General features: G+C 71.7%; 21 protein-coding genes. 16 read left to right on the forward strand and 5 right to left on the reverse strand.

Going from position 1 to position 25,029, the window contains the following annotated elements:
- Positions 1-113: 113 nt before the first annotated feature.
- From recG to mutM, 8 genes are all read left to right on the forward strand, one after another.
- The gene (gene recG / locus AB0D49_RS19290; protein ID WP_362758625.1) at positions 114-2,390 is read left to right on the forward strand and encodes an ATP-dependent DNA helicase RecG; all 2,277 of its coding nucleotides are present in this window, start codon (positions 114-116) and stop codon (positions 2,388-2,390) included.
- Between the two features lie 293 nt (positions 2,391-2,683).
- A complete protein-coding gene (gene rsmD / locus AB0D49_RS19295) occupies positions 2,684-3,268 on the forward strand; it encodes a 16S rRNA (guanine(966)-N(2))-methyltransferase RsmD (protein WP_362758627.1) in 585 nt (194 codons plus the stop codon).
- Between the two features lie 26 nt (positions 3,269-3,294).
- Complete coding sequence (gene coaD / locus AB0D49_RS19300; RefSeq protein WP_362758902.1) at positions 3,295-3,774, forward strand: pantetheine-phosphate adenylyltransferase; 480 nt, start codon at positions 3,295-3,297, stop codon at positions 3,772-3,774.
- Between the two features lie 106 nt (positions 3,775-3,880).
- Positions 3,881-4,993 (forward strand): cell division initiation protein, encoded by a 1,113-nt coding sequence (locus tag AB0D49_RS19305; RefSeq protein WP_362758629.1) that lies wholly within the window; start codon positions 3,881-3,883, stop codon positions 4,991-4,993.
- Positions 4,994-5,129: 136 nt separating this feature from the next.
- Positions 5,130-5,774: a YceD family protein gene (locus tag AB0D49_RS19310; RefSeq protein WP_362758631.1), complete on the forward strand. Its 645-nt coding sequence runs from the start codon at positions 5,130-5,132 to the stop codon at positions 5,772-5,774.
- 2 nt (positions 5,775-5,776) lie between these two features.
- Positions 5,777-5,950, forward strand: coding sequence for a 50S ribosomal protein L32 (gene rpmF, locus AB0D49_RS19315; RefSeq protein ID WP_003951102.1), 174 nt, complete (start codon positions 5,777-5,779; stop codon positions 5,948-5,950).
- Positions 5,951-5,957: 7 nt separating this feature from the next.
- Positions 5,958-6,839, forward strand: coding sequence for a ribonuclease III (gene rnc, locus AB0D49_RS19320; protein ID WP_362758633.1), 882 nt, complete (start codon positions 5,958-5,960; stop codon positions 6,837-6,839).
- 115 nt (positions 6,840-6,954) lie between these two features.
- Positions 6,955-7,815, forward strand: a complete 861-nt coding sequence (mutM, locus tag AB0D49_RS19325; protein WP_362758635.1) for a bifunctional DNA-formamidopyrimidine glycosylase/DNA-(apurinic or apyrimidinic site) lyase — start codon at positions 6,955-6,957, stop codon at positions 7,813-7,815.
- Here mutM and AB0D49_RS19330 read toward each other — a convergent pair.
- Positions 7,805-8,236 carry a helix-turn-helix domain-containing protein gene (locus AB0D49_RS19330; RefSeq protein ID WP_362758637.1) on the reverse strand — a complete coding sequence of 144 codons (432 nt, stop codon included), beginning with the start codon at positions 8,234-8,236 and terminating at the stop codon, positions 7,805-7,807. The genes mutM and AB0D49_RS19330 overlap by 11 nt on opposite strands.
- A 74-nt stretch (positions 8,237-8,310) precedes the next feature.
- Complete coding sequence (locus tag AB0D49_RS19335) at positions 8,311-9,489, reverse strand: CAP domain-containing protein (RefSeq protein WP_362758639.1); 1,179 nt, start codon at positions 9,487-9,489, stop codon at positions 8,311-8,313.
- 161 nt (positions 9,490-9,650) lie between these two features.
- On the opposite strand from AB0D49_RS19335, the gene AB0D49_RS19340 reads away from it, so the two are divergent.
- The 4 genes from AB0D49_RS19340 (at position 9,651) to AB0D49_RS19355 (ending at position 16,056) form a co-directional block, all read left to right on the forward strand.
- A complete protein-coding gene (locus AB0D49_RS19340; RefSeq protein WP_362758641.1) occupies positions 9,651-9,932 on the forward strand; it encodes an acylphosphatase in 282 nt (93 codons plus the stop codon).
- A 379-nt stretch (positions 9,933-10,311) separates the two neighbouring features.
- Positions 10,312-10,515 (forward strand): hypothetical protein, encoded by a 204-nt coding sequence (locus tag AB0D49_RS19345; RefSeq protein WP_355742418.1) that lies wholly within the window; start codon positions 10,312-10,314, stop codon positions 10,513-10,515.
- A 216-nt stretch (positions 10,516-10,731) separates the two neighbouring features.
- Positions 10,732-14,493 (forward strand): AAA family ATPase, encoded by a 3,762-nt coding sequence (locus tag AB0D49_RS19350; RefSeq protein WP_362758643.1) that lies wholly within the window; start codon positions 10,732-10,734, stop codon positions 14,491-14,493.
- 144 nt (positions 14,494-14,637) lie between these two features.
- On the forward strand, positions 14,638-16,056 hold the full coding sequence (locus AB0D49_RS19355; protein ID WP_362758645.1) for a sugar porter family MFS transporter: 1,419 nt from the start codon (positions 14,638-14,640) through the stop codon (positions 16,054-16,056).
- A gap of 334 nt (positions 16,057-16,390) precedes the next feature.
- On the opposite strand, the gene AB0D49_RS19360 is transcribed toward AB0D49_RS19355, so the two are convergent.
- On the reverse strand, positions 16,391-17,365 hold the full coding sequence (locus AB0D49_RS19360; protein WP_362758647.1) for an LLM class flavin-dependent oxidoreductase: 975 nt from the start codon (positions 17,363-17,365) through the stop codon (positions 16,391-16,393).
- Positions 17,366-17,425: 60 nt separating this feature from the next.
- On the reverse strand, positions 17,426-18,859 hold the full coding sequence (locus tag AB0D49_RS19365) for a cytosine permease (protein WP_362758649.1): 1,434 nt from the start codon (positions 18,857-18,859) through the stop codon (positions 17,426-17,428).
- A 108-nt stretch (positions 18,860-18,967) separates the two neighbouring features.
- On the opposite strand from AB0D49_RS19365, the gene ftsY reads away from it, so the two are divergent.
- Positions 18,968-20,185, forward strand: coding sequence for a signal recognition particle-docking protein FtsY (ftsY, locus tag AB0D49_RS19370; RefSeq protein ID WP_362758651.1), 1,218 nt, complete (start codon positions 18,968-18,970; stop codon positions 20,183-20,185).
- 238 nt (positions 20,186-20,423) lie between these two features.
- Here the strand turns inward: ftsY and AB0D49_RS19375 are convergent, their stop codons facing one another.
- On the reverse strand, positions 20,424-21,086 hold the full coding sequence (locus tag AB0D49_RS19375) for a bifunctional DNA primase/polymerase (protein WP_362758653.1): 663 nt from the start codon (positions 21,084-21,086) through the stop codon (positions 20,424-20,426).
- Positions 21,087-21,532: 446 nt separating this feature from the next.
- Here AB0D49_RS19375 and AB0D49_RS19380 point away from each other — a divergent pair, with 446 nt between their 5' ends.
- The 3 genes from AB0D49_RS19380 (at position 21,533) to AB0D49_RS19390 (ending at position 25,009) form a co-directional block, all read left to right on the forward strand.
- Positions 21,533-23,008 carry a hypothetical protein gene (locus tag AB0D49_RS19380; RefSeq protein WP_362758655.1) on the forward strand — a complete coding sequence of 492 codons (1,476 nt, stop codon included), beginning with the start codon at positions 21,533-21,535 and terminating at the stop codon, positions 23,006-23,008.
- Between the two features lie 349 nt (positions 23,009-23,357).
- Positions 23,358-24,674 (forward strand): ammonium transporter, encoded by a 1,317-nt coding sequence (locus AB0D49_RS19385; RefSeq protein ID WP_362758657.1) that lies wholly within the window; start codon positions 23,358-23,360, stop codon positions 24,672-24,674.
- Positions 24,671-25,009: a P-II family nitrogen regulator gene (locus AB0D49_RS19390; RefSeq protein ID WP_030990174.1), complete on the forward strand. Its 339-nt coding sequence runs from the start codon at positions 24,671-24,673 to the stop codon at positions 25,007-25,009. Before AB0D49_RS19385 ends, AB0D49_RS19390 begins: the two co-directional genes overlap by 4 nt.
- Positions 25,010-25,029 lie beyond the last annotated feature (20 nt).

Raw genomic sequence — 25,029 nt, forward strand, 5'->3', positions numbered from 1 at the left:
GGACGGACAGCCGGCCTTGGATGGCCTGGGGCGGGTCATCCTAGAGCCCGAACGAGCCGTCTGACCAGGGGTTTCCTCAGACGTATACGGCAATGTCAGTGCTGTGGTGTGCAATGGATCTCGTGCCCGCACTGGAAGAACCACTGAAGAAGGTGCTCGGCCCCGCCACCGCCAAGGTGATGGCCGAGCACCTCGGCCTGCTCACCGTCGGCGACCTCCTCCACCACTATCCGCGCAGATACGAGGAGCGCGGCCAGCTCACCCACCTCGCCGACCTCCCCATGGACGAGCACGTCACCGTGGTGGCCATGGTGGCCGACGCCCGGCTGCACACCTTCGCCTCCGCCCGCGCGCCGCGGGGCAAGGGCCAGCGCCTGGAGGTCACCATCACCGACGGCAGTGGCCGCCTCCAGTTGGTGTTCTTCGGCAACGGTGTCCACAAACCCCACAAGGACCTGCTGCCGGGCACCCGCGCGATGTTCGCCGGAAAGGTCTCCGTCTTCAACCGCAAGGTCCAACTCGCCCACCCCGCCTACGAACTGCTCAGCGGGGAGGCGGGCGAGGCGGAGGAGTCGGCCGAGAGCTGGGCGGGCGCCCTCATCCCGCTGTACCCGGCGACGGCCAAGCTGGAGTCCTGGAAGATCGGCAAGGCCGTCCAGACCGTGCTGCCCCGCGCGCAGGAGGCCCTGGACCCGCTGCCCGCCTCGCTGCGTGAGGGCCGTGGCCTGCTCCCGCTGCCCGAGGCCCTGGTGAAGATCCACCGACCGGGCACCAAGGCCGACATCGAGGAGGCCCGTGCCCGGCTCAAATGGGACGAGGCGTTCGTCCTCCAGGTCGCCCTGGCCCGCCGCCGCCACACCGACGCCCAGCTCCCCGCCGTCCCCCGCGAACCCGCCCCCGACGGACTGCTCACGGCCTTCGACGCCCGCCTCCCCTTCACCCTCACCGAAGGCCAGCGGAAGGTCTCCCGCGAGATCTTCGACGACCTCGCCACCGATCATCCGATGCACCGCCTCCTCCAGGGCGAGGTCGGCAGCGGCAAGACCATGGTCGCCCTGCGCGCGATGCTCGCCGTGGTCGACTCCGGGGGCCAGGCGGCCATGCTCGCGCCCACCGAGGTGCTCGCCCAGCAGCACCACCGCTCGATCGTGGAGATGATGGGCGAGCTGGCCGAGGGCGGCATGCTCGGCGGCTCCGAACACGCCACCAAGGTGGTGCTGCTCACCGGCTCCATGGGCGCCGCCGCCCGCCGCCACGCCCTGCTCGACCTGGCCACCGGCGAGGCCGGGATCGTGATCGGCACCCACGCCCTGATCGAGGACAAGGTGCAGTTCCACGACCTGGGGCTGGTCGTGGTGGACGAACAGCACCGCTTCGGCGTGGAGCAGCGCGACGCCCTGCGCGGCAAGGGCACCCAGCCCCCGCACCTCCTGGTCATGACCGCCACCCCGATCCCGCGCACGGTCGCGATGACCGTCTTCGGCGACCTGGAGACCTCCGTCCTCGACCAGCTCCCGGCCGGCCGCTCACCCATCGCCAGCCATGTCGTCCCCGCCGCCGACAAACCCCACTTCCTGGCCCGCGCCTGGGAGCGCGTCCGCGAGGAGGTCACGAACGGCCACCAGGCGTACGTGGTCTGCCCCCGCATCGGCGACGAGGAGGACGACCCCAAGAAGACGCCCAAGACGACCAAGACGCCCAAGACGACGACCAAGTCAGCTACCTCCACAGCCGCCCAGGAGGCGAAACCCCCCGCCGGGGACGACGCCGAGAAGCGCCCCCCGCTCGCCGTCCTGGACGTCGCCGACCAGCTCGCCAAGGGCCCCCTCGCCGGTCTGCGGATCGAGGTGCTGCACGGCCGGATGCAGCCCGACGACAAGGACGCCGTCATGCGCCGCTTCGCCGCCGGGGAGACGGACGTCCTGGTGGCCACCACCGTCATCGAGGTCGGCGTCAACGTCCCCAACGCCACGGCCATGGTGATCATGGACGCCGACCGGTTCGGCGTCTCCCAGCTCCACCAGCTCCGCGGCCGGGTCGGCCGTGGCTCGGCCCCCGGGCTGTGTCTGCTGGTCACCGAGATGCCCGAGGCCAGCCCCGCCCGCCAGCGCCTCGCCGCCGTCGCCGCGACCCTCGACGGCTTCGAACTCTCCCGGATCGACCTGGAACAGCGCCGCGAGGGCGATGTCCTCGGCCAGGCCCAGTCCGGCGCCCGCTCCAGCCTGCGCGTACTCGCGGTCATCGAGGACGAGGAGATCATCGCCGAGGCCCGCGAGGAGGCGACGAGACTGGTGGCCGCCGACCCCGACCTCACCGACCTCCCCGGCCTGCGCACGGCCCTGGACGCCCTGCTGGACGAGGAACGGGAGCAGTACCTGGAGAAGGGCTGAACCGGAAGCGGGGCGGGACCTGAGCAGGGCCGGACCTGAAGCTGGGCTGCACCTGAAGCAGTGCCGGACTTGCAGCCGGGCCGCACCTGAAGCCACGCAGCGATCCTCCCCGCACACCCCCCTCAGGACCGACCCCACCTCCCGACCTCACCCCCCGACCCCACCCCAGGCACGCGAGGAGCCGCCCGACCGGCCACACTGAACACACAGCCGCCCACCGCCCGCACGGACCACCCTCCGCCCCCGACCTCTCCGCCTCCTCCCCACCCCACCCCACCGACAAGGACCCCCACATGACCCGCGTGATCGCCGGCGCAGCTGGCGGGCGCCGACTCACCGTCCCACCGGGCACCGGCACACGCCCCACCTCCGACCGCGCCCGCGAAGGACTCTTCTCCACCTGGCAGTCCCTCCTCGGCGGCCCGCTGGACGGCGAGCGCGTGCTCGACCTGTACGCCGGTTCCGGCGCCGTGGGCCTGGAGGCGCTCTCCCGCGGGGCGGGCCACGCCCTGCTGGTGGAGGCCGACACCCGCGCCGCCCGGATCGTCCGGGAGAACGTACGGAGCCTGGCTCTGCCCGGCGCGGAGGTCCGGACCGGCAAGGCCGAGCAGATCATCCAGTCGCCCCCCTCCGCCCCGTACGACCTGGTGTTTCTCGATCCGCCGTATGTGGTCACGGACGACGATCTTCGGGAGATCCTGCTCACACTCCGCTCGGAGGGGTGGCTCGCGGCGGGTGCTCTCGTCACCGTGGAGCGCAGCACCAGAGGCGGGGAATTCCGGTGGCCGGACGGTTTCACGGCGCTGCGGTCCCGTCGCTACGGCGAAGGAACCTTTTGGTACGGTCGCGCCGCCTCTTTGTGCGAAGACGCACGATGACCGGACCGGAGAGCGAGGGATCACTAGTGCGCCGCGCCGTCTGTCCCGGGTCGTTCGACCCGATCACCAACGGACATCTCGACATCATCGCCCGTGCGTCCCGTCTGTACGACGAGGTCTACGTCGCGGTGATGATCAACAAGTCCAAGAAGGGCCTGTTCGAGATCGAGGAGCGGATCGACCTGATCCGCCAGGTCACCGCCGAGTACGCGAACGTACGGGTGGAGTCCTTCCACGGTCTGCTGGTCGACTTCTGCAAGCAGCGCGACATCCCGGCCATCGTCAAGGGCCTGCGGGCGGTCAGCGACTTCGACTACGAACTCCAGATGGCCCAGATGAACATCGGCCTGTCGGGCATCGAGACGCTGTTCGTGCCCACCAACCCCACCTACTCCTTCCTCTCCTCCTCCCTGGTCAAGGAGGTCGCCACCTGGGGCGGCGACGTCTCCCACCTGGTCCCCCCGGAGGTCTTCGAGGCCCTCACCACCCGGCTGAAGCGCGACTGACCCCGCACCGGCCCCGCCTGACGGAACCGGTGTCCCCGTGCGCCCCCAGGGCCGTACAGTCGTCCCGTCCGTCTCCAACACAGCTGTAGAGAGTGGCGAGCACACGGTGGACGTGCAGAAGAAGCTCGACGAGATCGTCGCCGCGGTCTCCAGTGCCCGGTCGATGCCCATGTCGGCCTCGTGCGTGATCAACCGCGCGGAGATGCTCTCGATGCTGGAGGAGGTCCGGGCGGCGCTGCCCGGCTCCCTCGCCCAGGCGCAGGAGCTGATCGGCGGCCGGGAGCAGATGGTCGAGCAGGCCCGGCTGGAGGCCGACCGGATCATCCAGGGCGCGCACGCCGAGCGCGGTTCGCTGATCTCCGACACCGAGGTCGCCCGCCGCTCCCAGGCCGAGGGCGACCGCATCCTCGGCGACGCCCGCACCGAGGCCGAGGAGATCCGCGCCGAGGCCGACGACTACGTCGACTCCAAGCTCGCCAACTTCGAGGTCGTCCTCACCAAGACCCTCGGCTCCGTCGGCCGGGGCCGCGAGAAGCTCCTCGGCACCGGCCCCGGCCTGGACGAACAAGGCTATGAGGACCCGGACGCCCCCGAGCGCAGCCAGGACCCCGAGACCCTGCGCCGCACCGCCGACCAGTACGTCGACGCCAAGCTCGGCGCGTTCGAGGCGGTGCTCGCCAAGACGCTGGAGGCCGTCGGCCGCGGCCGGCAGAAGCTGCACGGCCGGATCGCCTCCGACGACCTCGGCGCCCTCGCCGACGACCTCACCACCGTCCAGCACTCCAGCGACGCCGACTACCTCGCCGACCTCGCGGCCCTCACCGACACCCCGGACCGCCGCCCCGCCGCCGCGCCCCCGGCGCCCGTGGCGCCGCCCGCGCGGCCCCCCGCCGCCCCCGAGCCCGCGTACGCCGCCTACCAGCAGCAGCCGGACCCGTACACGGGCTATCCGCAGCAGGGCTACGACCCGCAGCAGGACCCGTACGGCTACCAGCAGGCGCAGCAGGCCGACCCCTACGCGGCCACCGCCTACCAGGGCTACGACCAGACCCAGGGCAGCGCCTACGACCCGGGCCAGCCCCAGCAGCAGGCCCACCAGCCCCCGCCCCACCAGTCCTCGCCGCAGCAGGGCTACGCCCTGGACGAGACCAGTCTGTTCGACACCGGCATGATCAGCGCCGAGCAGCTACGGGCGTACGAGCAGGGCCGGGGCCTGTAGCGGGGCACCGGATTGGGCCATGAGCGAAAGGTCCAGTATCCTGTTTCTTCGGTCGTGTGTACTTCCGCGATCAGCGCTGCCCACGCACACCGGCGGGCAGCGTTTTCCTCTTCAGCTGAGCAGATCGAAAGCAGGAATGGCTCTGAACGCCCGCCTCGACCACCGCAACCCCCTCGTGTTCGACACGCACGAGCTGGGCCGGCGGCCCGGTGCGCTCCAGCGCCTGACCCGCACGGTCGACGCTCCCAAGGACCTCGGTCTCCAGGGCGTCGTCGCGGTGCCGGAAGGCACCCCGGTGGAGCTGTCGCTCCGGCTGGAATCGGTCATGGAAGGGGTGCTTGTCACAGGCACCGCCCGTGCGAAGGCCAAAGGGGAGTGCGTAAGGTGTCTGGAGCCGCTGGAGCTGTCGCTCGAAGCGGAATTCCAGGAGATGTTCTCGTACCCTGACGCCGACGACCGGGGCCGTGTGATCGCGGAACCGGGCGACGACGCCGAGGACGACGAGGACAGGCTCTTCATCGAGGACGGACTGTTCGACCTCGAACCCGTGCTGCGGGACGCGGTGGTGCTCGCACTGCCGATGCAGCCGGTGTGCCGGGAAGACTGCCCGGGTCTGTGCTCCACCTGTGGAGCCCGGCTCGCGGACGACCCGGACCACCACCATGACGCCGTCGACATCCGTTGGGCGGCACTGCAGGGAATCGCCGATTCACTCGAAGAAGGCGATCAGGACACGTCGAGCGGCGCCGATACGGGCGTCGACGAGAAGCAGGAGAAGTAGCCGTGGCTGTTCCGAAGCGGAAGATGTCGCGCAGCAACACGCGCCACCGCCGGTCGCAGTGGAAGGCTGCGGTCCCCACCCTGGTTGCGTGCGAGCGCTGCCACGAGCCCAAGCAGCAGCACATCGCGTGCCCGTCGTGCGGCACCTACAACAAGCGCCAGGTCCTAGAGGTCTGAGCGGCTGGTGAGAGGCACTGTGTCCACGCCAAAGAAGGCGGATGACGCCAACCCGGACCCAAAGGGCCGGAAATCGGCGGACCACCAGTCCTCGTCCCACGCACTTCTGGAAGGGCGGCTCGGCTACCAGCTGGAGTCCGCCCTTCTGGTGCGCGCGCTGACGCATCGCTCGTACGCGTACGAGAACGGCGGACTGCCCACCAACGAGCGGCTGGAGTTCCTCGGGGACTCCGTGCTCGGCCTGGTGGTGACGGACACGCTGTACCGCACCCACCCCGATCTGCCCGAGGGTCAGCTGGCCAAGCTGCGGGCAGCGGTGGTGAACTCGCGTGCGCTCGCGGAGGTCGGCCGCGGTCTCGACCTGGGCGCCTTCATCCGGCTCGGCCGGGGTGAAGAGGGCACAGGCGGCCGGGACAAGGCGTCCATCCTCGCCGACACCCTGGAAGCGGTGATCGGCGCGGTCTATCTCGACCAGGGCCTGGACTCGGCGGCGGAGCTGGTGCACCGTCTGTTCGACCCGCTGATCGAGAAGTCCTCCAATCTCGGAGCCGGCCTGGACTGGAAGACCTCCCTCCAGGAACTGACCGCGACCGAGGGGCTCGGTGTCCCCGAGTATCTGGTCACGGAGACCGGCCCCGACCACGAGAAGACCTTCACTGCTGCCGCCCGCGTCGGAGGCGTCTCGTACGGCACCGGCACCGGCCGCAGCAAGAAGGAGGCGGAGCAGCAGGCCGCCGAGTCCGCCTGGCGCTCCATCCGCGCCGCCGCGGACGAGCGCGCGGCGGCCGAGGCGAAGGCCCAGGCCGATGCCGCCGAGCAGGCCGACGCCGTCGAGGAGCCCGGACCTCCGGACTCCGCGGCGGGCGACCCGCCGCCCGCCCCCGCCTGAGCCACCACACCGTACGGCCCGAGCGCCCGTCCCGCTCCCCGGGGCGGGCGCTCGGTTCGTCACCGGCCACCTCCGCCGGGACGCCCCGCACCCGCCGCTCACCAAGGGGTATCCGATGCCCGAACTGCCCGAGGTCGAAGTCGTCCGGCGTGGTCTGGAGCGGTGGGTCGCCCATCGCACCGTCGCCGACGCCGAGGTGCTGCATCCGCGTGCGGTGCGCCGCCATCTGGCCGGTGCCGAGGACTTCGGGCACCGGCTCAAGGGGCATCGCGTGGGAGTGCCCAGCAGGCGTGGCAAGTATCTGTGGCTGCCGCTGGAGGACACCGACCAGGCGGTTCTCGCCCATCTCGGGATGAGCGGACAACTGCTGGTCCAGCCGCACACGGCACCCGACGAGAAGCACCTCAGGATTCGGGTGCGGTTCGCCGACGCCGTCGACACCGAGCTGCGCTTCGTGGACCAGCGCACCTTCGGCGGGCTCTCCCTGCACGACACCACGGCCGACGGCCTGCCCGATGTCATCGCGCACATCGCCCGCGACCCGCTGGACCCGCTCTTCGACGACGAGGCGTTCCACCAGGCGCTGCGCCGCAAGCGCACCACCATCAAGCGGGCCCTGCTCGACCAGTCCCTGATCAGCGGCGTCGGCAACATCTACGCCGACGAGGCGCTGTGGCGCTCCCGGCTGCACTACGAACGCCCCACCACCGGCTTCACCCGCCCCCGCACCACCGAACTCCTCGGCCATGTCCGGGCGGTGATGAACGAGGCCCTCGCGGTCGGCGGCACCAGCTTCGACAGCCTGTATGTCAACGTCAACGGCGAGTCGGGCTACTTCGACCGCTCGCTCGACGCATACGGCCGTGAGGGACTGCCCTGCAAGCGATGCGGTACGCCGATGCGCCGCCGTCCCTGGATGAACCGGTCCAGCTACTACTGCCCGAAGTGCCAGCGCCCGCCGCGCGTCACGGCCTGACGGTCCCGTCGTGCCGCTCGTCGTAGCGGCCGTGGGCGGCGAGGACCTCGTCCATGCTGCTCTCCACACAGCCGATCAGGGTGAGCAGCCGCTCGGTGATCCGGTGGCCGAGCGGGGTCAGTTCGTAGTCCACCCGGGGTGGGTTGACCGGCTGGGCCTCACGGTGGACCAGGCCGTCGCGCTCCAGCGCGTGCAGGGTCTGGGAGAGCATCTTCTCGCTGACGCCGTCGACCCGGCGGCGCAGCGCGTTGAAGCGCAGCGGGCCCGCGTGGAGCGCGCCGAGGGTGAGGGCGCCCCAGCGTCCGGTGACATGCTCCAGCGTGCGGCGCGAGGGACACGCCCTGGCGAACACGTCGTACACGAGGTCCGGTCCGGCCTCCCCAGGGGCGGCCGACGGGTCGAGGGTGTCCGGGGAGTCCATGAAAAGGAGCGTACGGGAGTGGGGCGCTGACCGACAGAGTGCGCTCACCGCTGGTGAGCGTGCAGGTCAGCGGGTCAGTAGCCGAAGTTCTGGGTCCACCAGGGGCCGCCGGAGCCGAACTGGACGCCCACACCGAGCGTGGTGAAGTCGCAGTTGAGGATGTTGGCGCGGTGGCCCTCGCTGTTCATCCAGGCGTCCATCACGGCGGCGGCGTCGGCCTGGCCGCGGGCTATGTTCTCGCCGCCGAGGTTCGTTATCCCGGCCTGTGCCGCCCGGTCCCACGGGGTGTCCCCGTCGGGGTCGGTGTGGTCGAAGAAGCCACGGGCGGCCATGTCCGCGCTGAAGTTCCGGGCGAGCCCCGACAGCGCGCTGTTCGCGGCGACCGGGCCGCACCCGGCGGTGGCCCGCTCCACATTGACCAGCCGCAGCACCTCGGCGGCGGCGACCGCCTCCCGCGACACCGTCCCCGGGCTGGAGGGCTGGGCCGGGGTGGAGGGCGGCACGACCGGCGCCTTGGTCGCCGTACGGCTCGGGGAGGGCGTGGCGGGCTTGGTGGTGGGCTGCTTCGACGCGGGTGTCGACGGTGCCGTCGTCTTCCGCTCCGGGGTCTGCTTACTGGGCGACGCCGACTTCTGCGGTGCCTTGGACTCCGGGGTCTTCCGGTCGGCGGACGCGTCGGGCGAGGCCGGGGCGGTGCCCGGGGCCGGGGCGGCGGGGGTCCGGGCGCCGCCGGACGTACCGGATGTGCCCGGCGTGGTCCCCTCGGCGTCGCCGGAGGTGCCGCCCTGGGCGCTCGGGGTGCCGGTGGGGGAGTCGGCGGCCTGGATCTTGTCGCCGTCGCCGCCGAACCGGTAGGTGTCGGTGCCGGGCACCACACCGGTGGCGACCGCGACCGTGCCGAGCGCGACCGCGGCCGACACGCCGAGCAGTCCCGTGCGCACCGGGCGGGCGCCCTTCTTACGGGGACGGCGGTGCGCGCCGCTGCCCCCGTCCGTCCCGGGCGTGTCGCCGTCCGCGCCGAACACCGACGTCTGACCGGTACGCGGATAGTCGTCGTCGGTGGCGTAGAGGAACTCCTCGCTGCGGGCCGTGGACCGCGCGTACGCCTCCGGGTCGAGGTAGGGCGCGATGCCCCTGACCGGGCGGCCGTCCCCGCGCGGGCCGTCGTCTTCGCCGCCGGAAACCTGCGGTACGACCCCCGTGGCGCGGTCCCTGGCGGCGCGCCCGGCGGCCGAGCGTCGGTGGCGTCCCATGTCCTGGCCTTCCTCGTGGCGTGCGCTCGACTGGCCCTTCCCGGTCAACGCAAGTCACTCGATCGAGTGAGTTTCACTTGAGAATCACTGGGTCGGGACGGTACCGCATGGTGCCCGAAGGGGAAGTGTCGTGCGTGACATCGCCCGGTTAAGTTGCAGTCATGAACGAGGACGCGCGACTGGTGGCCTGGGTGCGGGGACGGGTACAAGGGGTGGGTTTCCGCTGGTTCACCCGGGCCAAAGCGCTGGAGATCGGGGGTCTGAGTGGCTTTGCTCTCAATTTGGCGGACGGTCGGGTCCAGGTGGTCGCCGAGGGGCCGCGGCCGGGCTGCGAAGGGCTCCTGGAGTGGCTCCAGACCGGCGACACGCCCGGCCGCGTGGACGGAGTGACAGAGATCTGGGACACACCGCGCGGCGGCTACGACGGCTTCGCGATCCGCTGATCCGGGGGGTCGTACGGACCCGCACGACCGGACCGCGGTCGTGCCCCGGAGTGCGCCCCGGGGGGAAAGCTCCTGGTGATTGCCGAGAAACCCTTGCCCTGTCCGGCCGTGCGGGGAAAAATGATCGCCACGCCCCACGGGCCCGCAGGAGTCGCAGCGCCGCCGTCCCAGGCCGCGCGCCCCCGGGCCGCCCGCCAATACGGGGTGTGATCGTGTTGACCGTCAAACTTTTTGGTGAGACGCTGAAAGCCCCGCGCACCTTAGCTGTTTGGCATGGCAGAACAGCAGAGTTACCACTCGATGTGCCAAGCACCGCGGGTGCGATTCCCTCACGACCCACACCGTTTCGGTCGGTCACTCAGTGTGGAGGACCATTCCCATGGCAAAGGCGCTTCTCGGTTACGTCGGCGGCTCCGACCCTCGACTCCTCGCCGAGATGCGACGGCTCCAGCAGCGTGTCCAGGACCTGGAATCCGAGCTGGTACGAATCCAGGCCGAGAACGACGCGCTTTCGGCTGCCGCTTCTCACCACGAGATCATGGAGAGCATCGACGCACACCAGGCGGAGCCCGCGCTCACCTGATCACTGCATCGCATCACGACACGCAGTGGTGGGGTCGCCCGAACAACCGCTCCAACCGCTAAGTTGTCAAGAAGTCGCAAGGGACGCTTCGGCGTCCCTTCTTTCTTTCCCCCCGCATTCTTTCACCGTCTTTAACGTCTGGTGTGCCCTGCGCGTTCAACGGCGAAACCGCGGGTTCATGGAGTGGGACAACCCCGGAAGGTAGAGTCCAGCGGCGTGCACCTCAAGGCCCTGACCCTCCGTGGGTTCAAATCGTTCGCCTCCGCGACCACGCTCCGGTTCGAGCCCGGTATCACCTGCGTCGTCGGACCGAACGGCTCGGGCAAGTCCAATGTGGTGGACGCGCTCAGCTGGGTCATGGGCGAGCAGGGCGCCAAGTCGCTGCGCGGCGGCAAGATGGAGGACGTCATCTTCGCCGGGACCACCGGCCGCCCCCCGCTGGGCCGCGCCGAGGTGTCCCTGACCATCGACAACTCCGACGGGGCGCTGCCCATCGAGTACGCCGAGGTCACCATCACGCGGATCATGTTCCGCAACGGCGGCAGCGAGTACCAGATCAACGGGGACACCTGCCGACTGCTCGACATCCAGGAGCTGCTGTCCGACTCCGGGATCGGCCGCGAGATGCATGTCATCGTCGGACAGGGCCAGCTGGACTCCGTACTGCACGCCGATCCGATGGGCCGACGCGCCTTCATCGAGGAGGCCGCCGGTGTGCTCAAGCATCGCAAGCGCAAGGAGAAGGCGCTGCGCAAGCTGGACGCGATGCAGGCCAACCTGGCCCGGGTGCAGGACCTCACCGACGAACTGCGCCGCCAGCTCAAACCGCTCGGCCGGCAGGCCGCCGTCGCCCGCCGGGCCGCCGTCATCCAGGCCGATCTGCGGGACGCCCGGCTGCGGCTGCTCGCCGACGACCTGGTGCGGCTGCGGGACGCGCTGAAGACCGAGGTCGCCGACGAGGCCGCCCTCAAGGAGCGCAAGGAAGCCGCCGAGCAGGAACTGCGCAAGGCCCTCCAGCGGGAGGCGCTCCTGGAGGACGAGGTACGCCGGCTCAGCCCGCGCCTCCAGCGCGCCCAGCAGACCTGGTACGAACTGTCCCAGCTCGCCGAGCGGGTGCGCGGCACCGTCTCGCTGGCCGACGCCCGGGTCAAGAGCGCCACCTCCGCCCCGCCCGAGGAGCGGCGCGGCCGTGACCCCGAGGACCTGGAGCGCGAGGCCCTGCGGGTCCGGGAGCAGGAGGCCGAACTGGAGGCTGCCCTCGAAGCCGCCCAGCGCGCCCTGGACGACACCGTCGCCCACCGTGCCGAACTGGAGCGCGAACTCGCCGCCGAGGAGCGCCGTCTGAAGGACGCCGCCCGTGCCATCGCCGACCGGCGCGAGGGGCTCGCCCGACTCGGCGGACAGGTCAACGCGGCCCGCTCCCGCGCCGCCTCCGCCCAGGCCGAGATCGACCGCCTGGCCGCCGCCCGCGACGAGGCCCAGGAACGCGCGGTCGCCGCACAGGAGGAGTACGAGCAGCTCAAGGCCGAGGTCGACGGACTCGACGCGGGCGACGCCGAACTCGCCGAACGGCACGGCACCGCCAAGCGCCACCTCGCCGACGCCGAGGCCGCCGCCACCGCCGCCCGGGACGCCCTCACCGCCGCCGAGCGCGCCCGCGCCGCCACCCAGGCCCGCCACGAGGCACTCGCCCTCGGGCTCCGCCGCAAGGACGGCACCGGCATACTCCTGGACGCCCGCGACCGCCTCACCGGCATCCTGGGCCCGGCGGCGGAACTCCTCACCGTCACACCGGGCTACGAGCTGGCCCTGGCGGCGGCGTTCGGCGCGGCGGCCGACGCCATCGCCGTGACGACCCCGACCGCGGCGGCCGACGCGATCCGCCTCCTGCGCAAACAGGACGGCGGCAGAGCGACCCTCCTCCTGGCCGGCGCCCCGGACCCCCGGGAGCCGGGGGCGCCGACAACGCCGGTACGGGCCGCGGTGGACCGTGCTCCCGATGACCCCACCCGCCCGGCAACGCCCCTAAGGGACGCGGTACACCCCGATCCCCATGCCCCCACCCCTGCCTCCCCGCAGCCAAGGGGCGCGGGGAACTGCGCGACCAGCCACGACACACCCGCACCCGCCCGACAACCGATCGCCGCCCCCCACCAGGCGCGCCCCACCTCCCACGCGGAGCGCCCCGCCGCCACCCTCGTGAGAGGTCCCGCGGACCTCATGCCCGCCGTCCGCCGCCTCCTCCACCACATCGTCGTGGTCGACACCCTCGAAGCCGCCGAGGACCTGATCCGCCACCGCCCCGACCTCACCGCGGCCACCGCCGAAGGCGACCTGCTCGGCGCGCACCTCGCGCACGGCGGCTCCGCCGGAGCCCCCAGCCTGCTGGAGGTCCAGGCGTCGGTGGACGAGGCCGCCGCCGAACTCGCCGAGCTGGCGATCCGCTGCGAGCGCCTCACCGAGGACCAGGCCACCGCCAGGGCGACCCGCGCGGAGCGCGCCGCCCTGGTCGAGGAACTCGGCGAGCGCCGCCGCGCCGCGGAGCGCGAGAAGTCCGCCGTCGCCCAGCAACTCGGCCGCCTCGCGGGCCAGGCGAGGGGCGCGGCGGGCGAGGCCGAGCGCGGTACGGCCGCCGCCGCCCGCGCGCAGGACGCCCTGGACAAGGCGCTCCTGGACGTCGAGGAACTCGCCGAACGACTGGTCGTCGCCGAGGAACTGCCGGTCGACGAGGAGCCCGACACGTACGCCCGGGACCGGCTCGCCGCCGATGGGGCCAATGCCCGGCAGACCGAGATGGAGGCCCGCCTCCAGGTCCGTACGCATGAGGAGCGGGTCAAGGGGCTGGCGGGGCGGGCCGACTCGCTGGACCGGGCCGCGCGGGCCGAGCGCGAGGCCCGCGCGCGGGCCGAGCAGCGCAGGGCCCGGCTGCACCACGAGGCGGCGGTCGCGGGAGCGGTCGCCGCGGGCGCCCGGCAGTTGCTGGCGCATGTCGAGGTGTCCCTCGGCCGGGCGGAGCAGGAACGTACCGTCGCCGAGGCCGCGAAGGCGCGGCGGGAGCAGGAGCTGACCGCCGCCCGGGGGCAGGGCCGGGACCTCAAGGCGGAGCTGGACAAGCTGACCGACTCGGTGCACCGGGGCGAGGTGCTCGGCGCGGAGAAGCGGCTGCGGATCGAGCAACTGGAGACCAGGGCGCTGGAGGAACTGGGCGTCGAGCCCGCCGCGCTGGTCGAGGAGTACGGCCCGCAGCTCCCGGTGCCGCCGTCGCTGCCCGCCGAGGGCGAGGCGCTGCCCGAGGATCCGGAGCATCCGCGCAATCAGCCGAAGCCGTTCGCGCGCGGCGAGCAGGAGAAGCGGCTCAGGGCGGCGGAGCGGGCGTATCAGCAGCTCGGCAAGGTGAATCCGCTGGCACTCGAGGAGTTCGCCGCGCTGGAGGAGCGCCATCAGTTCCTCAGTGAGCAGCTGGAGGACCTGCGCAAGACGCGGGCCGATCTGCTCCAGGTGGTGAAGGAGGTCGACGAACGGGTCGAGCAGGTCTTCACCGAGGCGTACCGGGACACCGCACGGGAGTTCGAGGGAGTGTTCGGGCGGCTCTTCCCCGGCGGCGAGGGACGGCTCGTGCTGACCGATCCCGACAACATGCTCACCACCGGCGTCGATGTGGAGGCCCGGCCGCCGGGCAAGAAGGTCAAACGGCTGTCGCTGCTGTCCGGCGGGGAGCGGTCGCTGACCGCCGTGGCCATGCTGGTGTCGATCTTCAAGGCGCGGCCGAGCCCGTTCTATGTGATGGACGAGGTGGAGGCGGCGCTCGACGACACCAACCTCCAGCGGCTGATCCGGATCATGCAGGAGCTCCAGGAGGCGTCCCAGCTGATCGTCATCACCCACCAGAAGCGCACGATGGAGGTCGCCGACGCGCTGTACGGCGTCTCCATGCAGGGCGACGGAGTGTCCAAGGTGATCAGCCAGCGACTGCGCTGACCGCGCCGGCCCCTCCTGTTCCTGTCCTGTTCCTGTCCTGTTCCCGTCCTGTTCCCGTCTGTTCCCGACGGATGCGCCCAAGTGGTGACCCACGCGGACCTGTGCGCCACTGGTACCACCAACGGGTGGCCCGAGGAGTGGAATGTGACGAGCACAGCGCAGACGCCGCAGCCAGGAGCCGCTCCGGCCCACCCCGAGCATCTCGCGCACGTCATCTTCATCGCCGCCGCCGCGGCGATGGGCGGTTTCCTCTTCGGCTACGACAGCTCGGTGATCAACGGGGCCGTGGAGGCCATCCGGGACCGCTACCACATCGGCTCCGCGGCGCTCGCCCAGGTGATCGCCATCGCGCTGATCGGCTGTGCCATCGGGGCGGCGACGGCCGGGCGGATCGCCGACCGCATCGGCCGTATCCGCTGTATGCAGATCGCGTCCGTGCTGTTCACCATCAGCGCCGTCGGCTCCGCGCTGCCGTTCGCGCTGTACGACCTGGCCTTCTGGCGGATCGTCGGCGGTTTCGCCATCGGTATGGCGTCCGTCATCGGCCCGGCCTACATCGCCGAGGTGTCGCCGCCCGCGTACCGGGGGCGGCTCGGGTCGTTCCAGCAGGCCGCGATCGTCGTCGGCATCGCGGTGTCGCAGCTGGTCAACTGGGGGCTGCTGAACGCGGCCGGCGGCAATCAGCGCGGCAAGCTGCTCGGCCTCGAGGTCTGGCAGGTGATGCTGGGCGTGATGGTCATCCCGGCGGTGCTGTACGGGCTGCTGTCGCTGGCCATCCCCGAGTCGCCGCGCTTCCTGCTCTCGGTCGGCAAGCGGGAGCGGGCCCGCAAGGTCCTCGCCGAGGTGGAGGGCGACCATCCGGGGCTCGACGCGCGGGTGGACGAGATCGAGCAGGCCATGCGGCGCGAGCACAAGTCGACGTTCAAGGATCTGCTGGGCGGGTCGTTCTTCTTCCAGCGGATCGTGTGGATCGGCATCGGTCTGTCGGTGTTCCAGCAGTTCGTCGGCATCAATGTGGCGTTCTACTACTCGGCGACGCTGTGGCAGTCGGTCGGCATCGACCCGACGGAGTCGTTCTTCTACTCCTTCACCACCTCGATCGTGAACATCATCGGCACGGTGATCGCCATGATCTTCGTGGACCGCATCGGCCGTAAGCCGCTCGCGCTGATCGGCTCCACGGGGATGGCCCTCGCGCTCGGCCTGGAGGCATGGGCGTTCTCCCACCCGCTGGTCGACGGCAAGCTCCCGTCCGCCGAAGGCGCGGTCGCCCTGATCGCCGCGCATGTGTTCGTGCTCTTCTTCGCCCTGTCCTGGGGCGTGGTCGTCTGGGTCTTCCTCGGCGAGATGTTCCCCAACAAGATCCGGGCCGCCGCGCTGGGCGTGGCCGCCTCCGCGCAGTGGCTCGCCAACTGGGCCATCACCGCCAGCTTCCCGTCCCTGGCCGACTGGAACCTGTCGGCGACCTATGTCATCTACGCCTGCTTCGCCACGCTCTCCATCCCGTTCGTGCTGCTGTTCGTGAAGGAGACCAAGGGCAAACCGCTGGAGGAGATGGGCTGAGCCGGGGTCGGCGGCCGGGGAGCGGGGGGCTGGGCGGGGGTCGGTGGTTGGGGGCGGTGGGCCGAGCCCCGGGTCAGCCGCTGGGGGTGGTGGGCTGAGCTGCGGTAAGCCGCTGGGGGCGCTGAGCTGAGCCCCCGGGTCAGCCGCTGGGGGCGGTGGGCTGAGCCCCCGGGTCAGCCGCCGGGGGCGATGCGCTGAGCCGCGGTCAGCCGCTGGGAGTGGTGGGCTGAGCTCCGGTCAGCCGCCGGGGGCGCTGGGCTGAGCCCTGGTCAACCGCCGCGGGCGCTGGGCCGAGCCCCCGGTCAACCGCCGGGGGCGATGCGCTGCGCCCCGGTCAACCGCCCAGCCGCGGCAGCACCTCCGTACAGAACAGCTCCACGCTCCGCCGTCCCTCCGCCACCGGCATCCCGCCGACCAGCGGATGCAGGACGAGGTTGTCCAGGCCCTGGGCCAGGCACTCGTCCGGCGTCACCACCCGGTACACGCCCTCGGCGCGCAGTTCCGCGACCGTCCCGGCGGCGGACCGGACCGCCGAGCGCATCGCCCCGCCCGACTGCCAGGCGGCATAGGTGCGGGCCTCGTGCAGGAAGTGCTCGCCGTGGCGCGCCCAGGTCTCGTCCGGGTCCTCGGCGAGATGCAGCAGCGGGGTCTCGGCGCCCGGCATCATCGTCCAGCCGTCGGTGCCGTACTCCGCGAGCCGGTCCTTGTAGTACGCCTCCAGCTCGGGCAGGTGGGCGCTGGGGAAGAACGGCAGGCCGAGGCGGGCGGCGCGGCGGGCGGCGGCCCGGGAGGAGCCGCCGACCAGCAGCAGCGGATGCGGCTCGGTGGACGGCCGCGGGGTGACCCGGACGGTACGGCCCCGGTACGTGAACTCCTCGCCGGTCCACGCCTTCAGCAGGGTCTCCAGCAGCTCGTCCTGGAGCCGTCCGCGCCGCTCCCAGTCGACGCCGAACTGCGCGTACTCCTCGGGCCGGTAGCCGATCCCGGCGACCGTGACCAGCCGTCCGCCGCTGACCAGGTCCAGGACGGCGATGTCCTCGGCGAGCCGCAGCGGGTCGTGCAGCGGGCCGATGGCCGCCGAGACGGTCACCGAGATCCGGCGGGTCGCGCCGAGCACCGCGCCCGCGAAGACGAACGGGGAGGGCAGCCAGTTGTTCTCGGCGCCGTGGTGCTCCTCGGTCTGGATCATCGTCACACCGTGAGTGTCGGCGTAGGCGGCCAGCTCCAGGGCGGCGCGGTAGCGGGCGCCGAGCGCGGCGGGCGAGGCGCCGGGTGCGACGAGGTTGAGACGTACGACCGAGACGGGCATGGGCGTCCCTTCGCCTGGGCGGGCGGGCGGTTCGGCGCGGGGAGGCTATCTGACAGTACGTCAGATTTCCAGGGCGGGCGCGGAGGGCTTCGGCAGCAGGGCGTACAGCAGTCCGGAGACGGTGATGGTGGCGGCCCAGCCGAGGCCGTACGCGCCGACCGGGTTGCCGGTGGCGAACGGGCCGGTGAACCAGTCCGAGCGCAGGAACAGCAGACCGGTGGCCAGGCCGACCGCCCAGGCGGTGACCGCGGCCGGGCTGAAGCCGCCCCGGTACCAGTAGGCGCTGGTGGGCCCGGTGTCGAGCAGCGCCGCCGGGTCGTAGGACGTCCGGCGGAGCATGTCCACGCCGAACACACCGGCCCATGCCGAGAAGGCCACCGCCAGCAGGGACAGGAAGGCGATGAAGGAGCCCAGGAAGCTGGTCGCGGCCAGCATCAGGACGGAGCCGAGGGCGAGCGAGATCACCGCGTTCAGCAGGACCGCCCAGGGGCGCGGGACCCGGAAGCCCAGGGTCTGCGCGGTGAAACCGGCGGAGTACATCGACATGGCGTTGATCAGCACCATCCCGGCCAGCGCCGTCAGCAGATACGGCACCGCCAGCCACAGCGGCAGGATCTCCCCGAGGAAGGACACCGGGTCCGCGGCCGACGCCAGCCGCGGGGTGTCCGTCCCCATCACGTCACCCATCAGCACCAGCGGCAGGACGACGACCGCCGCGCCGCCGACGGTGTGCCGCACCAGCGCGGCGGAGGACGCCGTGCGCGGCAGATAGCGGGTGAAGTCGGGGGAGGTCGGGGCCCAGCTGATGCCGCCCGCCGCGACCAGTCCCACGCCGGTGATCAGGGCGGCGGTGGAGCCCGCGGGCCGCCCGAAGACCTCCGCCCAGTCGGTCGCCGCCACCAGCCGGACCAGCACCAGCAGCGAGAAGGCGGCGAAGAGCGCGGTCGCCCAGGTGGTGCACCGCTGCACGGCCCGGATGCCGGTCCCGGAGATCACGAAGGTCGCCAGCACGAAGAGCACCAGGGCGAGCACGGTCAGCGCGGTGGTGCGGCGCACCTCGAACAGGATGTCCAGCACCGCGAGCAGGGCGTAGGCGCCGGTCACCGCGTTGATCGTCTCCCAGCCCCAGCGCGCCACCCAGATCAGCGCCCCGGGCAGCAGATTCCCGCGCTGTCCGAACACGGCCCGGGACAGCGCCATTCCCGGCGCCCCGCCCCGCTTCCCGGCGATCCCGATCAGCCCCACCAGCCCGAACGCCAGCACGGGCGCGGCGAGACCGGCGGCCAGGGCCTGCCAGAAGTTCAGCCCGTAGGTCACGGACAGGCTCGCGCCGACGGTCAGCAGCAGCACGGTGATGTTGGCGGCGGCCCAGGTGGCGAACAGCCCGCGGGGCCGCCCGGTGCGCTCGGCGTCCGGGACGGGCTCGATGCCCCGGGTCTCCAGCCGGTGTCCGGCGGCGGGCCGGGAGTGCTCACGGTGAGCGGCGGGGCTCATGACCGGTCATCGTACGTTGATCCCGCTATGGGCTGAAATGTTCCGACGGCGTGCGGAGTACCTCCAAGGGGGTTCCGCCGGGGACCCATGGCCGATACTGGTCGGGTTATGGAAACCGTCATCCTTGCCGTAGTCATCGCCGTGGTCGTGCTCGGCGCGCTCGGCGGGCTCATCGTCGGCAGCCGGCGCAAGAAGCCGCTGCCCCCGCCGCCGCCCACGACACCCGACCTCACCGCCCCTCCGGCCGAGCCGCATGTCGGCGACGAGGCCGAGACCCCGCGGGACGAACCCCGCCGCACCATCGAGGAGGTGGACCTCCCCGGCGCCGCCGCGCCGACCGCCGTCGAGGAGCCGCCCGCCGGCCCCGCCGACGCGCTCCCGGCCGTCGAGATCGAGGTGCCGGAACCCACCGCGGGCCGCTTGGTGCGGCTGCGCGCCCGGCTCTCCCGCTCCCAGAACGCGCTCGGCAAGGGGCTGCTCGCCCTGCTCTCGCGCGAGCATCTGGACGACGAGACCTGGGAGGAGATCGAGGACATCCTGCTCACCGCCGATGTCGGCGTGATGCCCACCCAGGAGCTGGTCGAACGGCTGCGCGAGCGGGTCAAGGTGCTCGGCACCCGCACCCCCGACGAGCTGCGCGGCCTGCTGCGCGAGGAACTCCTCACCCTGGTCGGCCCCGATCTGGACCGGTCCGTGCGGACCGAGCCCGAGACCGGCGGACCCGGCGTCGTGATGGTCGTCGGGGTCAACGGCACCGGCAAGACCACCACCACCGGCAAGCTCGCCCGGGTGCTGATCGCCGACGGGCAGAGCGTGGTGCTGGGCGCCGCCGACACCTTCCGGGCCGCCGCCGCCGACCAGCTCCAGACCTGGGGCGAGCGGGTGGGCGCCTACACCGTGCGCGGCCCCGAGGGCGGCGACCCGGCCTCGGTGGCCTTCGACGCGGTCAAGGAGGGCAAGGAGATGGGGGCCGGTGTGGTCCTCATCGACACCGCCGGACGGCTGCACACCAAGACCGGTCTGATGGACGAGCTGGGCAAGGTCAAGCGGGTGGTGGAGAAGCAGGCCCCGCTGGACGAGGTGCTGCTGGTGCTGGACGCCACGACCGGGCAGAACGGTCTGGTCCAGGCCCGGGTCTTCGCCGAGGTCGTGGACATCACCGGCATCGTCCTGACCAAGCTCGACGGCACCGCCAAGGGCGGCATCGTCGTCGCCGTCCAGCGGGAGCTGGGCGTCCCGGTGAAGCTGGTCGGTCTCGGCGAGGGCGCCGACGATCTGGCCCCCTTCGAGCCGGAGGCGTTCGTTGACGCCCTTATCGGGGAGTGACGTCGACGTCGTATCGCGTCTCGCGCACGCCCGTACCGAAAGCGCCCGTTCCCCGGAAGTGGGGGAGCGGGCGCTTCGGTGTGCGGGACGGGGGTTGATGCGCGGGTCCCGGCGGAGGCCGCTTCGGTGTGCGCGGGACGGGGCTGGAGGACGCGGGTTGCCTCGCGGCCCGGACGGACGCGCTTCGGTCTGCGGGACGGGGACTGGGAGGGGGAGGGGGAGCGGAGGGGCGCGGTGGTCAGATGCGGGAGCGGTGTGCCACGTACGCCAGCGTGCCCAGCAGCAGTCGGGCCGTCGGCGGCCTGGTGGCGGTGTCCAGTTCGGGGGTGCGCAGCCAGCGGACCGGGCCGAGGCCGCCCCGGTCGGAGGGCGGGGCGGTGATGTGGTCGCCGCGGCCGAGGGCCCGCAGATCGAGCCGGGGGTCGTCCCAGCCCATGCGGTAGAGCAGCATCGGGAGTTCGGCGGCGGCGCCGGGGGCGACGAAGAACTGGGCGCGGCCCTCGGGGGAGACGGCGACCGGGCCCAGCGGCAGCCCCATCCGCTCCAGCCGGACCAGTGCGCGGCGGCCGACGGTCTCCGCCACCTCCAGGACGTCGAACGCCCGCCCGGCCGGCAGCATCACCGCGGCCCCCGGGAACCGGGCCCATGCCTCGGTCACCTCGTCCAGTGTCGCCCCGGCCGGCACCTCGGGCGCGAAGTCCAGCGGATGCGCCCCCGGCGCGGGACAGTCGGTACGGCCGCAGGAGCAGACGCCCCCGGCCGCTCGGGCGCCCGGCACGACGGCCCAGCCCCACAGTCCGGTGTACTCGGCCACGGCGGTGCAGTCCGAGGACCGGCCGCGGCGGCGTGCCCCGGTCCGGATGTCGCGAATGCTCCGGCTGGTACCGATCGTGAAGCCCATGCCTCCTCCAACGCTCCCCACATACCGGGGGTTACGAGACGAACGCGGAACGTGACCGCCCATCGTTCCCGCTTCCCACTGCCGCCCGATCCAGACAGCGCGTTGAGGTGCGGTGGGTGGTGCACTCATGGCCGCGCGCCCCTGTGTGCATCGCTCCGTCAACTCGCGCCTGTCCTCAGCCAAGTGAATCGTGTGAAGGCGATGGTGAGTTCCTTCGAAGGGGTGGCGAATGGTGGCGTTTCCCGGATCGCCATGGCCGGGTCGTGATCGTAGGATTACTTTGAGTACACGCCGGTCAGAGGCACATGCACTAGTGGGTATGCCGGAGGCAAGTCGCTCTTCCGTTCGAAGGGTGGCGATCGCCGGACGGGCGGCCGGGTCGACGGGCAATCTGATAGGGCTTGGCGCACCGGGCGGCAGGCGGTCGGAGGAATGGGGGCATTCCAGTGGGCGGCAACGGCGCAGGCGGGGCGAACGCCGAGAAGCGTCCCAACGAGCTGCTGAACTCATGGTTCGTACGCAGCGGTTGGTCCAAGGGCGAGCTGGCCCGGCAGGTCAACCGGCGCGCCCGGCAGCTGGGCGCCAACCACATCTCCACGGACACCTCCCGGGTCCGCCGCTGGCTGGACGGGGAGAACCCGCGCGAGCCGATCCCCAGAATCCTCTCCGAGCTGTTCTCCGAGCGCTTCGGCTGTGTCGTCTCCATCGAGGACCTCGGACTGCGCACCGCCCGCCAGGCCCCGTCCGCCGCGGGCGTCGACCTGCCCTGGACCGCCCCGCAGACCATCGCCCTGCTCGGCGAGTACTCCCGCAGCGATCTGATGCTCGCCCGGCGCGGCTTCCTCGGCACCTCCCTCGCGCTGTCCGCCGGACCCGCCCTCATCGAGCCCATGCAGCGCTGGCTGGTCTCCGGACCCCAGTCCCCGGCCGTGGACCTCGACGCCACCGCCCCCGAGCGCAGCCGCGGCAAGCTCTCCCAGCCCGAGCTGGAGCTGCTGGAGTCCACCACCGTCATGTTCCGCCGCTGGGACGCCCGGTGCGGTGGCGGACTGCGCCGCAAGGCCGTCGTCGGCCAGCTCCACGAGGTCACCGACCTGCTCCAGGAGTCCCAGCCCGAGCCCACCACCCGGCGGCTCTTCAAGGTCGCCGCCGAACTCGCCGAACTGGCCGGCTGGATGAGCTACGACGTGGGCCTCCAGCCCACCGCCCAGAAGTACTTCGTGCTCGCGCTGCACGCCGCGAAGGAAGCCGGTGACCGCCCCCTCGGCTCGTACATCCTGTCCAGCATGAGCCGGCAGATGATCCACCTCGGGCGCCCCGAGGACGCGCTGGAACTCATCCATCTCGCCCAGTACGGCAGCCGCGACTGCGCCAGCCCCCGCACCCAGTCGATGCTGTATGCGATGGAGGCCCGCGCCTACGCCACCATGGGGCAGCCCGGCAAGTGCAAACGGGCGGTGCGGATGGCCGAGGACACCTTCGCCGACGCCACCGAGTGGGACGAGCCGGACCCCGACTGGATCCGCTTCTTCTCCGAGGCCGAGCTGTACGGCGAGAACTCCCACTCCTTCCGTGACCTCGCCTATGTGGCCGGACGCAGCCCCGCCTACGCCTCCCTCGCCGAACCCAAGATGGAGCGCGCCGTCGCGCTGTTCGCCACCGACGACGAGCACCAGCGGTCGTACGCGCTCAATCTGATCGGCATGGCCAGCGTCCATCTGCTGCGCCGGGAGCCCGAGCGCGGCGCGGTCCTCGCCGAGCAGGCCATGCAGGTCGCCAAGAAGGTGCGCTCCGAGCGCGTCAACACCCGTATCCGCAAGACCGTCGACACCGCCGTCCGGGAGTACGGCGATCTCGCCGAGGTCGTCGACCTCACCGGAAAACTCGCCGTCGAACTGCCGGAGGCCGCCGAGGCGGTCTGACCGGCGCGGGCAGCCGCCCGAACCCCCCGTACCCCGGCCGCGGCCGGCCTTCCCGAACTGCCCGACTCGGCTCCCCCATGCCAGGTCATCGGAAGGCCGACCGCGGCCGGTTCCCGTCTCCCCGTACGGGCCGTGGCGACCGGGCCGCGTGTCCGGGACGGGCGCCGCGGTGGGCACCCGGCAATTCATCGAGGCGTAACACGCGCGGTGCCTTCGTCACCGCCGCGAAACAACGCGGGGCCTCCACGGAAACCGCGCTGCGCCAATCTCTGCCCATCGACCGGCCCAGCCCTTCAGCCCGCTCAGGCTTCGCCCGCACGGGGCCGTATCCAACGACGAGGAGACGCCGATGACAGAATTGTCGGCCGCGAACACAGGCTTCATGCTCATCTGCTCCGCCCTGGTGATGCTGATGACCCCGGGCCTGGCCTTCTTCTACGGCGGCATGGTCAGGGTCAAGAGCACCCTGAACATGCTGATGATGAGCTTCATCAGCCTCGGCATCGTCACCATCCTGTGGGTGCTGTACGGCTTCTCCATCGCGTTCGGCACGGACACCGGCGGCCTCCTCGGCTGGTCGTCCGACTATGTGGGCCTCACCGGCGTGGGCATCGGCGACCTGTGGGACGGCTACACCATCCCGGTCTATGTCTTCGCCGTCTTCCAGCTGATGTTCGCGATCATCACCCCCGCCCTGATCAGCGGCGCTCTCGCCGACCGGGTGAAGTTCAGCGCCTGGGCGCTGTTCATCACCCTGTGGGCCACGATCGTGTACTTCCCGGTCGCCCACTGGGTCTGGGGCGCGGGCGGCTGGGCCTTCGAACTCGGCGTGATCGACTTCGCCGGTGGTACGGCCGTGCACATCAACGCCGGTGCCGCCGCCCTCGGCGTGATCCTCGTCATCGGCAAGCGCATCGGCTTCAAGAAGGACCCGATGCGCCCGCACAGCCTCCCGCTGGTCATGCTCGGCGCCGGTCTGCTGTGGTTCGGCTGGTTCGGCTTCAACGCCGGCTCCTGGCTCGGCAACGACGACGGCGTGGGCGCGCTGATGTTCATCAACACCCAGATCGCCACCGCCGCCGCCATGCTCGCCTGGCTGGTCTACGAGAAGATCCGGCACGGCGCCTGCACCACCCTCGGCGCCGCCTCCGGCGCGGTCGCCGGTCTGGTCGCCATCACCCCGGCCGGCGGAGCGGTCGACCCGCTCGGCGCCATCGCGGTCGGCGCCATCGCCGGACTCCTGTGCGCCATGGCCGTCGGCCTGAAGTACAAGTTCGGCTACGACGACTCCCTCGACGTCGTCGGTGTCCACCTCGTCGGCGGTATCGCCGGGTCGCTGCTCATCGGGTTCTTCGCCAGCGGCGAGGGCCAGTCCGACGTGGCCGGGCTGTTCTACGGCGGTGGCCTCGACCAGTTCTGGAAGCAGTGCGCCGGAGTCTTCGCGGTGCTCGCCTACTCCCTGGTGGTCTCCGCGATCCTCGCGTTCGTCCTGGACAAGACCATCGGTATGCGGGTGAGCGAGGATGACGAGATCGCGGGCATCGACCAGGCCGAACACGCCGAGACCGCCTACGACTTCAGCGGCGCCGGCGGCGGAGCCGCCCGTACCACCTCCGTTCCCGCCGCCCCGGCTGCCCAGGCCGCATCCAAGAAGGTGGACGCATGAAGCTCATCACGGCCGTCGTCAAGCCGCACCGGCTGGACGAGATCAAGGAAGCCCTCCAGGCGTTCGGGGTGCACGGTCTGACCGTCACCGAGGCCAGCGGCTACGGCCGCCAGCGCGGCCACACCGAGGTCTACCGGGGCGCCGAGTACACCGTCGACCTGGTGCCGAAGATCCGCATCGAGGTGCTCGCCGAGGACGATGACGCCGAACAGCTCATCGAGGTCATCGTCAAGGCCGCCCGCACCGGCAAGATCGGAGACGGCAAGGTCTGGTCGCTCCCGGTGGAGACGGCCGTCCGGGTCCGCACCGGAGAGCGCGGGCCCGACGCCCTCTGACCGGGGCCGGGACCGACGGA

It is taken from the genome of Streptomyces sp. NPDC048290 (assembly GCF_040652095.1).
Taxonomy (GTDB): domain Bacteria; phylum Actinomycetota; class Actinomycetes; order Streptomycetales; family Streptomycetaceae; genus Streptomyces.

Excerpts from the sequence above, each read along its gene's own strand:
- AB0D49_RS19345 (WP_355742418.1), top strand. The coding sequence starts at position 10,312 with ATGGCAAAGGCGCTTCTCGGTTACGTCGGCGGCTCCGACCCTCGACTC.
- mutM (WP_362758635.1), top strand. The coding sequence starts at position 6,955 with ATGCCCGAACTGCCCGAGGTCGAAGTCGTCCGGCGTGGTCTGGAGCGG.
- AB0D49_RS19330 (WP_362758637.1), bottom strand. The coding sequence starts at position 8,236 with ATGGACTCCCCGGACACCCTCGACCCGTCGGCCGCCCCTGGGGAGGCC.
- recG (WP_362758625.1), top strand. The coding sequence starts at position 114 with ATGGATCTCGTGCCCGCACTGGAAGAACCACTGAAGAAGGTGCTCGGC.
- AB0D49_RS19335 (WP_362758639.1), bottom strand. The coding sequence starts at position 9,489 with ATGGGACGCCACCGACGCTCGGCCGCCGGGCGCGCCGCCAGGGACCGC.
- AB0D49_RS19365 (WP_362758649.1), bottom strand. The coding sequence starts at position 18,859 with ATGAGCCCCGCCGCTCACCGTGAGCACTCCCGGCCCGCCGCCGGACAC.
- AB0D49_RS19385 (WP_362758657.1), top strand. The coding sequence starts at position 23,358 with ATGACAGAATTGTCGGCCGCGAACACAGGCTTCATGCTCATCTGCTCC.
- AB0D49_RS19375 (WP_362758653.1), bottom strand. The coding sequence starts at position 21,086 with ATGGGCTTCACGATCGGTACCAGCCGGAGCATTCGCGACATCCGGACC.
- AB0D49_RS19310 (WP_362758631.1), top strand. The coding sequence starts at position 5,130 with ATGGCTCTGAACGCCCGCCTCGACCACCGCAACCCCCTCGTGTTCGAC.
- AB0D49_RS19360 (WP_362758647.1), bottom strand. The coding sequence starts at position 17,365 with ATGCCCGTCTCGGTCGTACGTCTCAACCTCGTCGCACCCGGCGCCTCG.
- ftsY (WP_362758651.1), top strand. The coding sequence starts at position 18,968 with ATGGAAACCGTCATCCTTGCCGTAGTCATCGCCGTGGTCGTGCTCGGC.
- AB0D49_RS19340 (WP_362758641.1), top strand. The coding sequence starts at position 9,651 with ATGAACGAGGACGCGCGACTGGTGGCCTGGGTGCGGGGACGGGTACAA.
- AB0D49_RS19390 (WP_030990174.1), top strand. The coding sequence starts at position 24,671 with ATGAAGCTCATCACGGCCGTCGTCAAGCCGCACCGGCTGGACGAGATC.
- rsmD (WP_362758627.1), top strand. The coding sequence starts at position 2,684 with ATGACCCGCGTGATCGCCGGCGCAGCTGGCGGGCGCCGACTCACCGTC.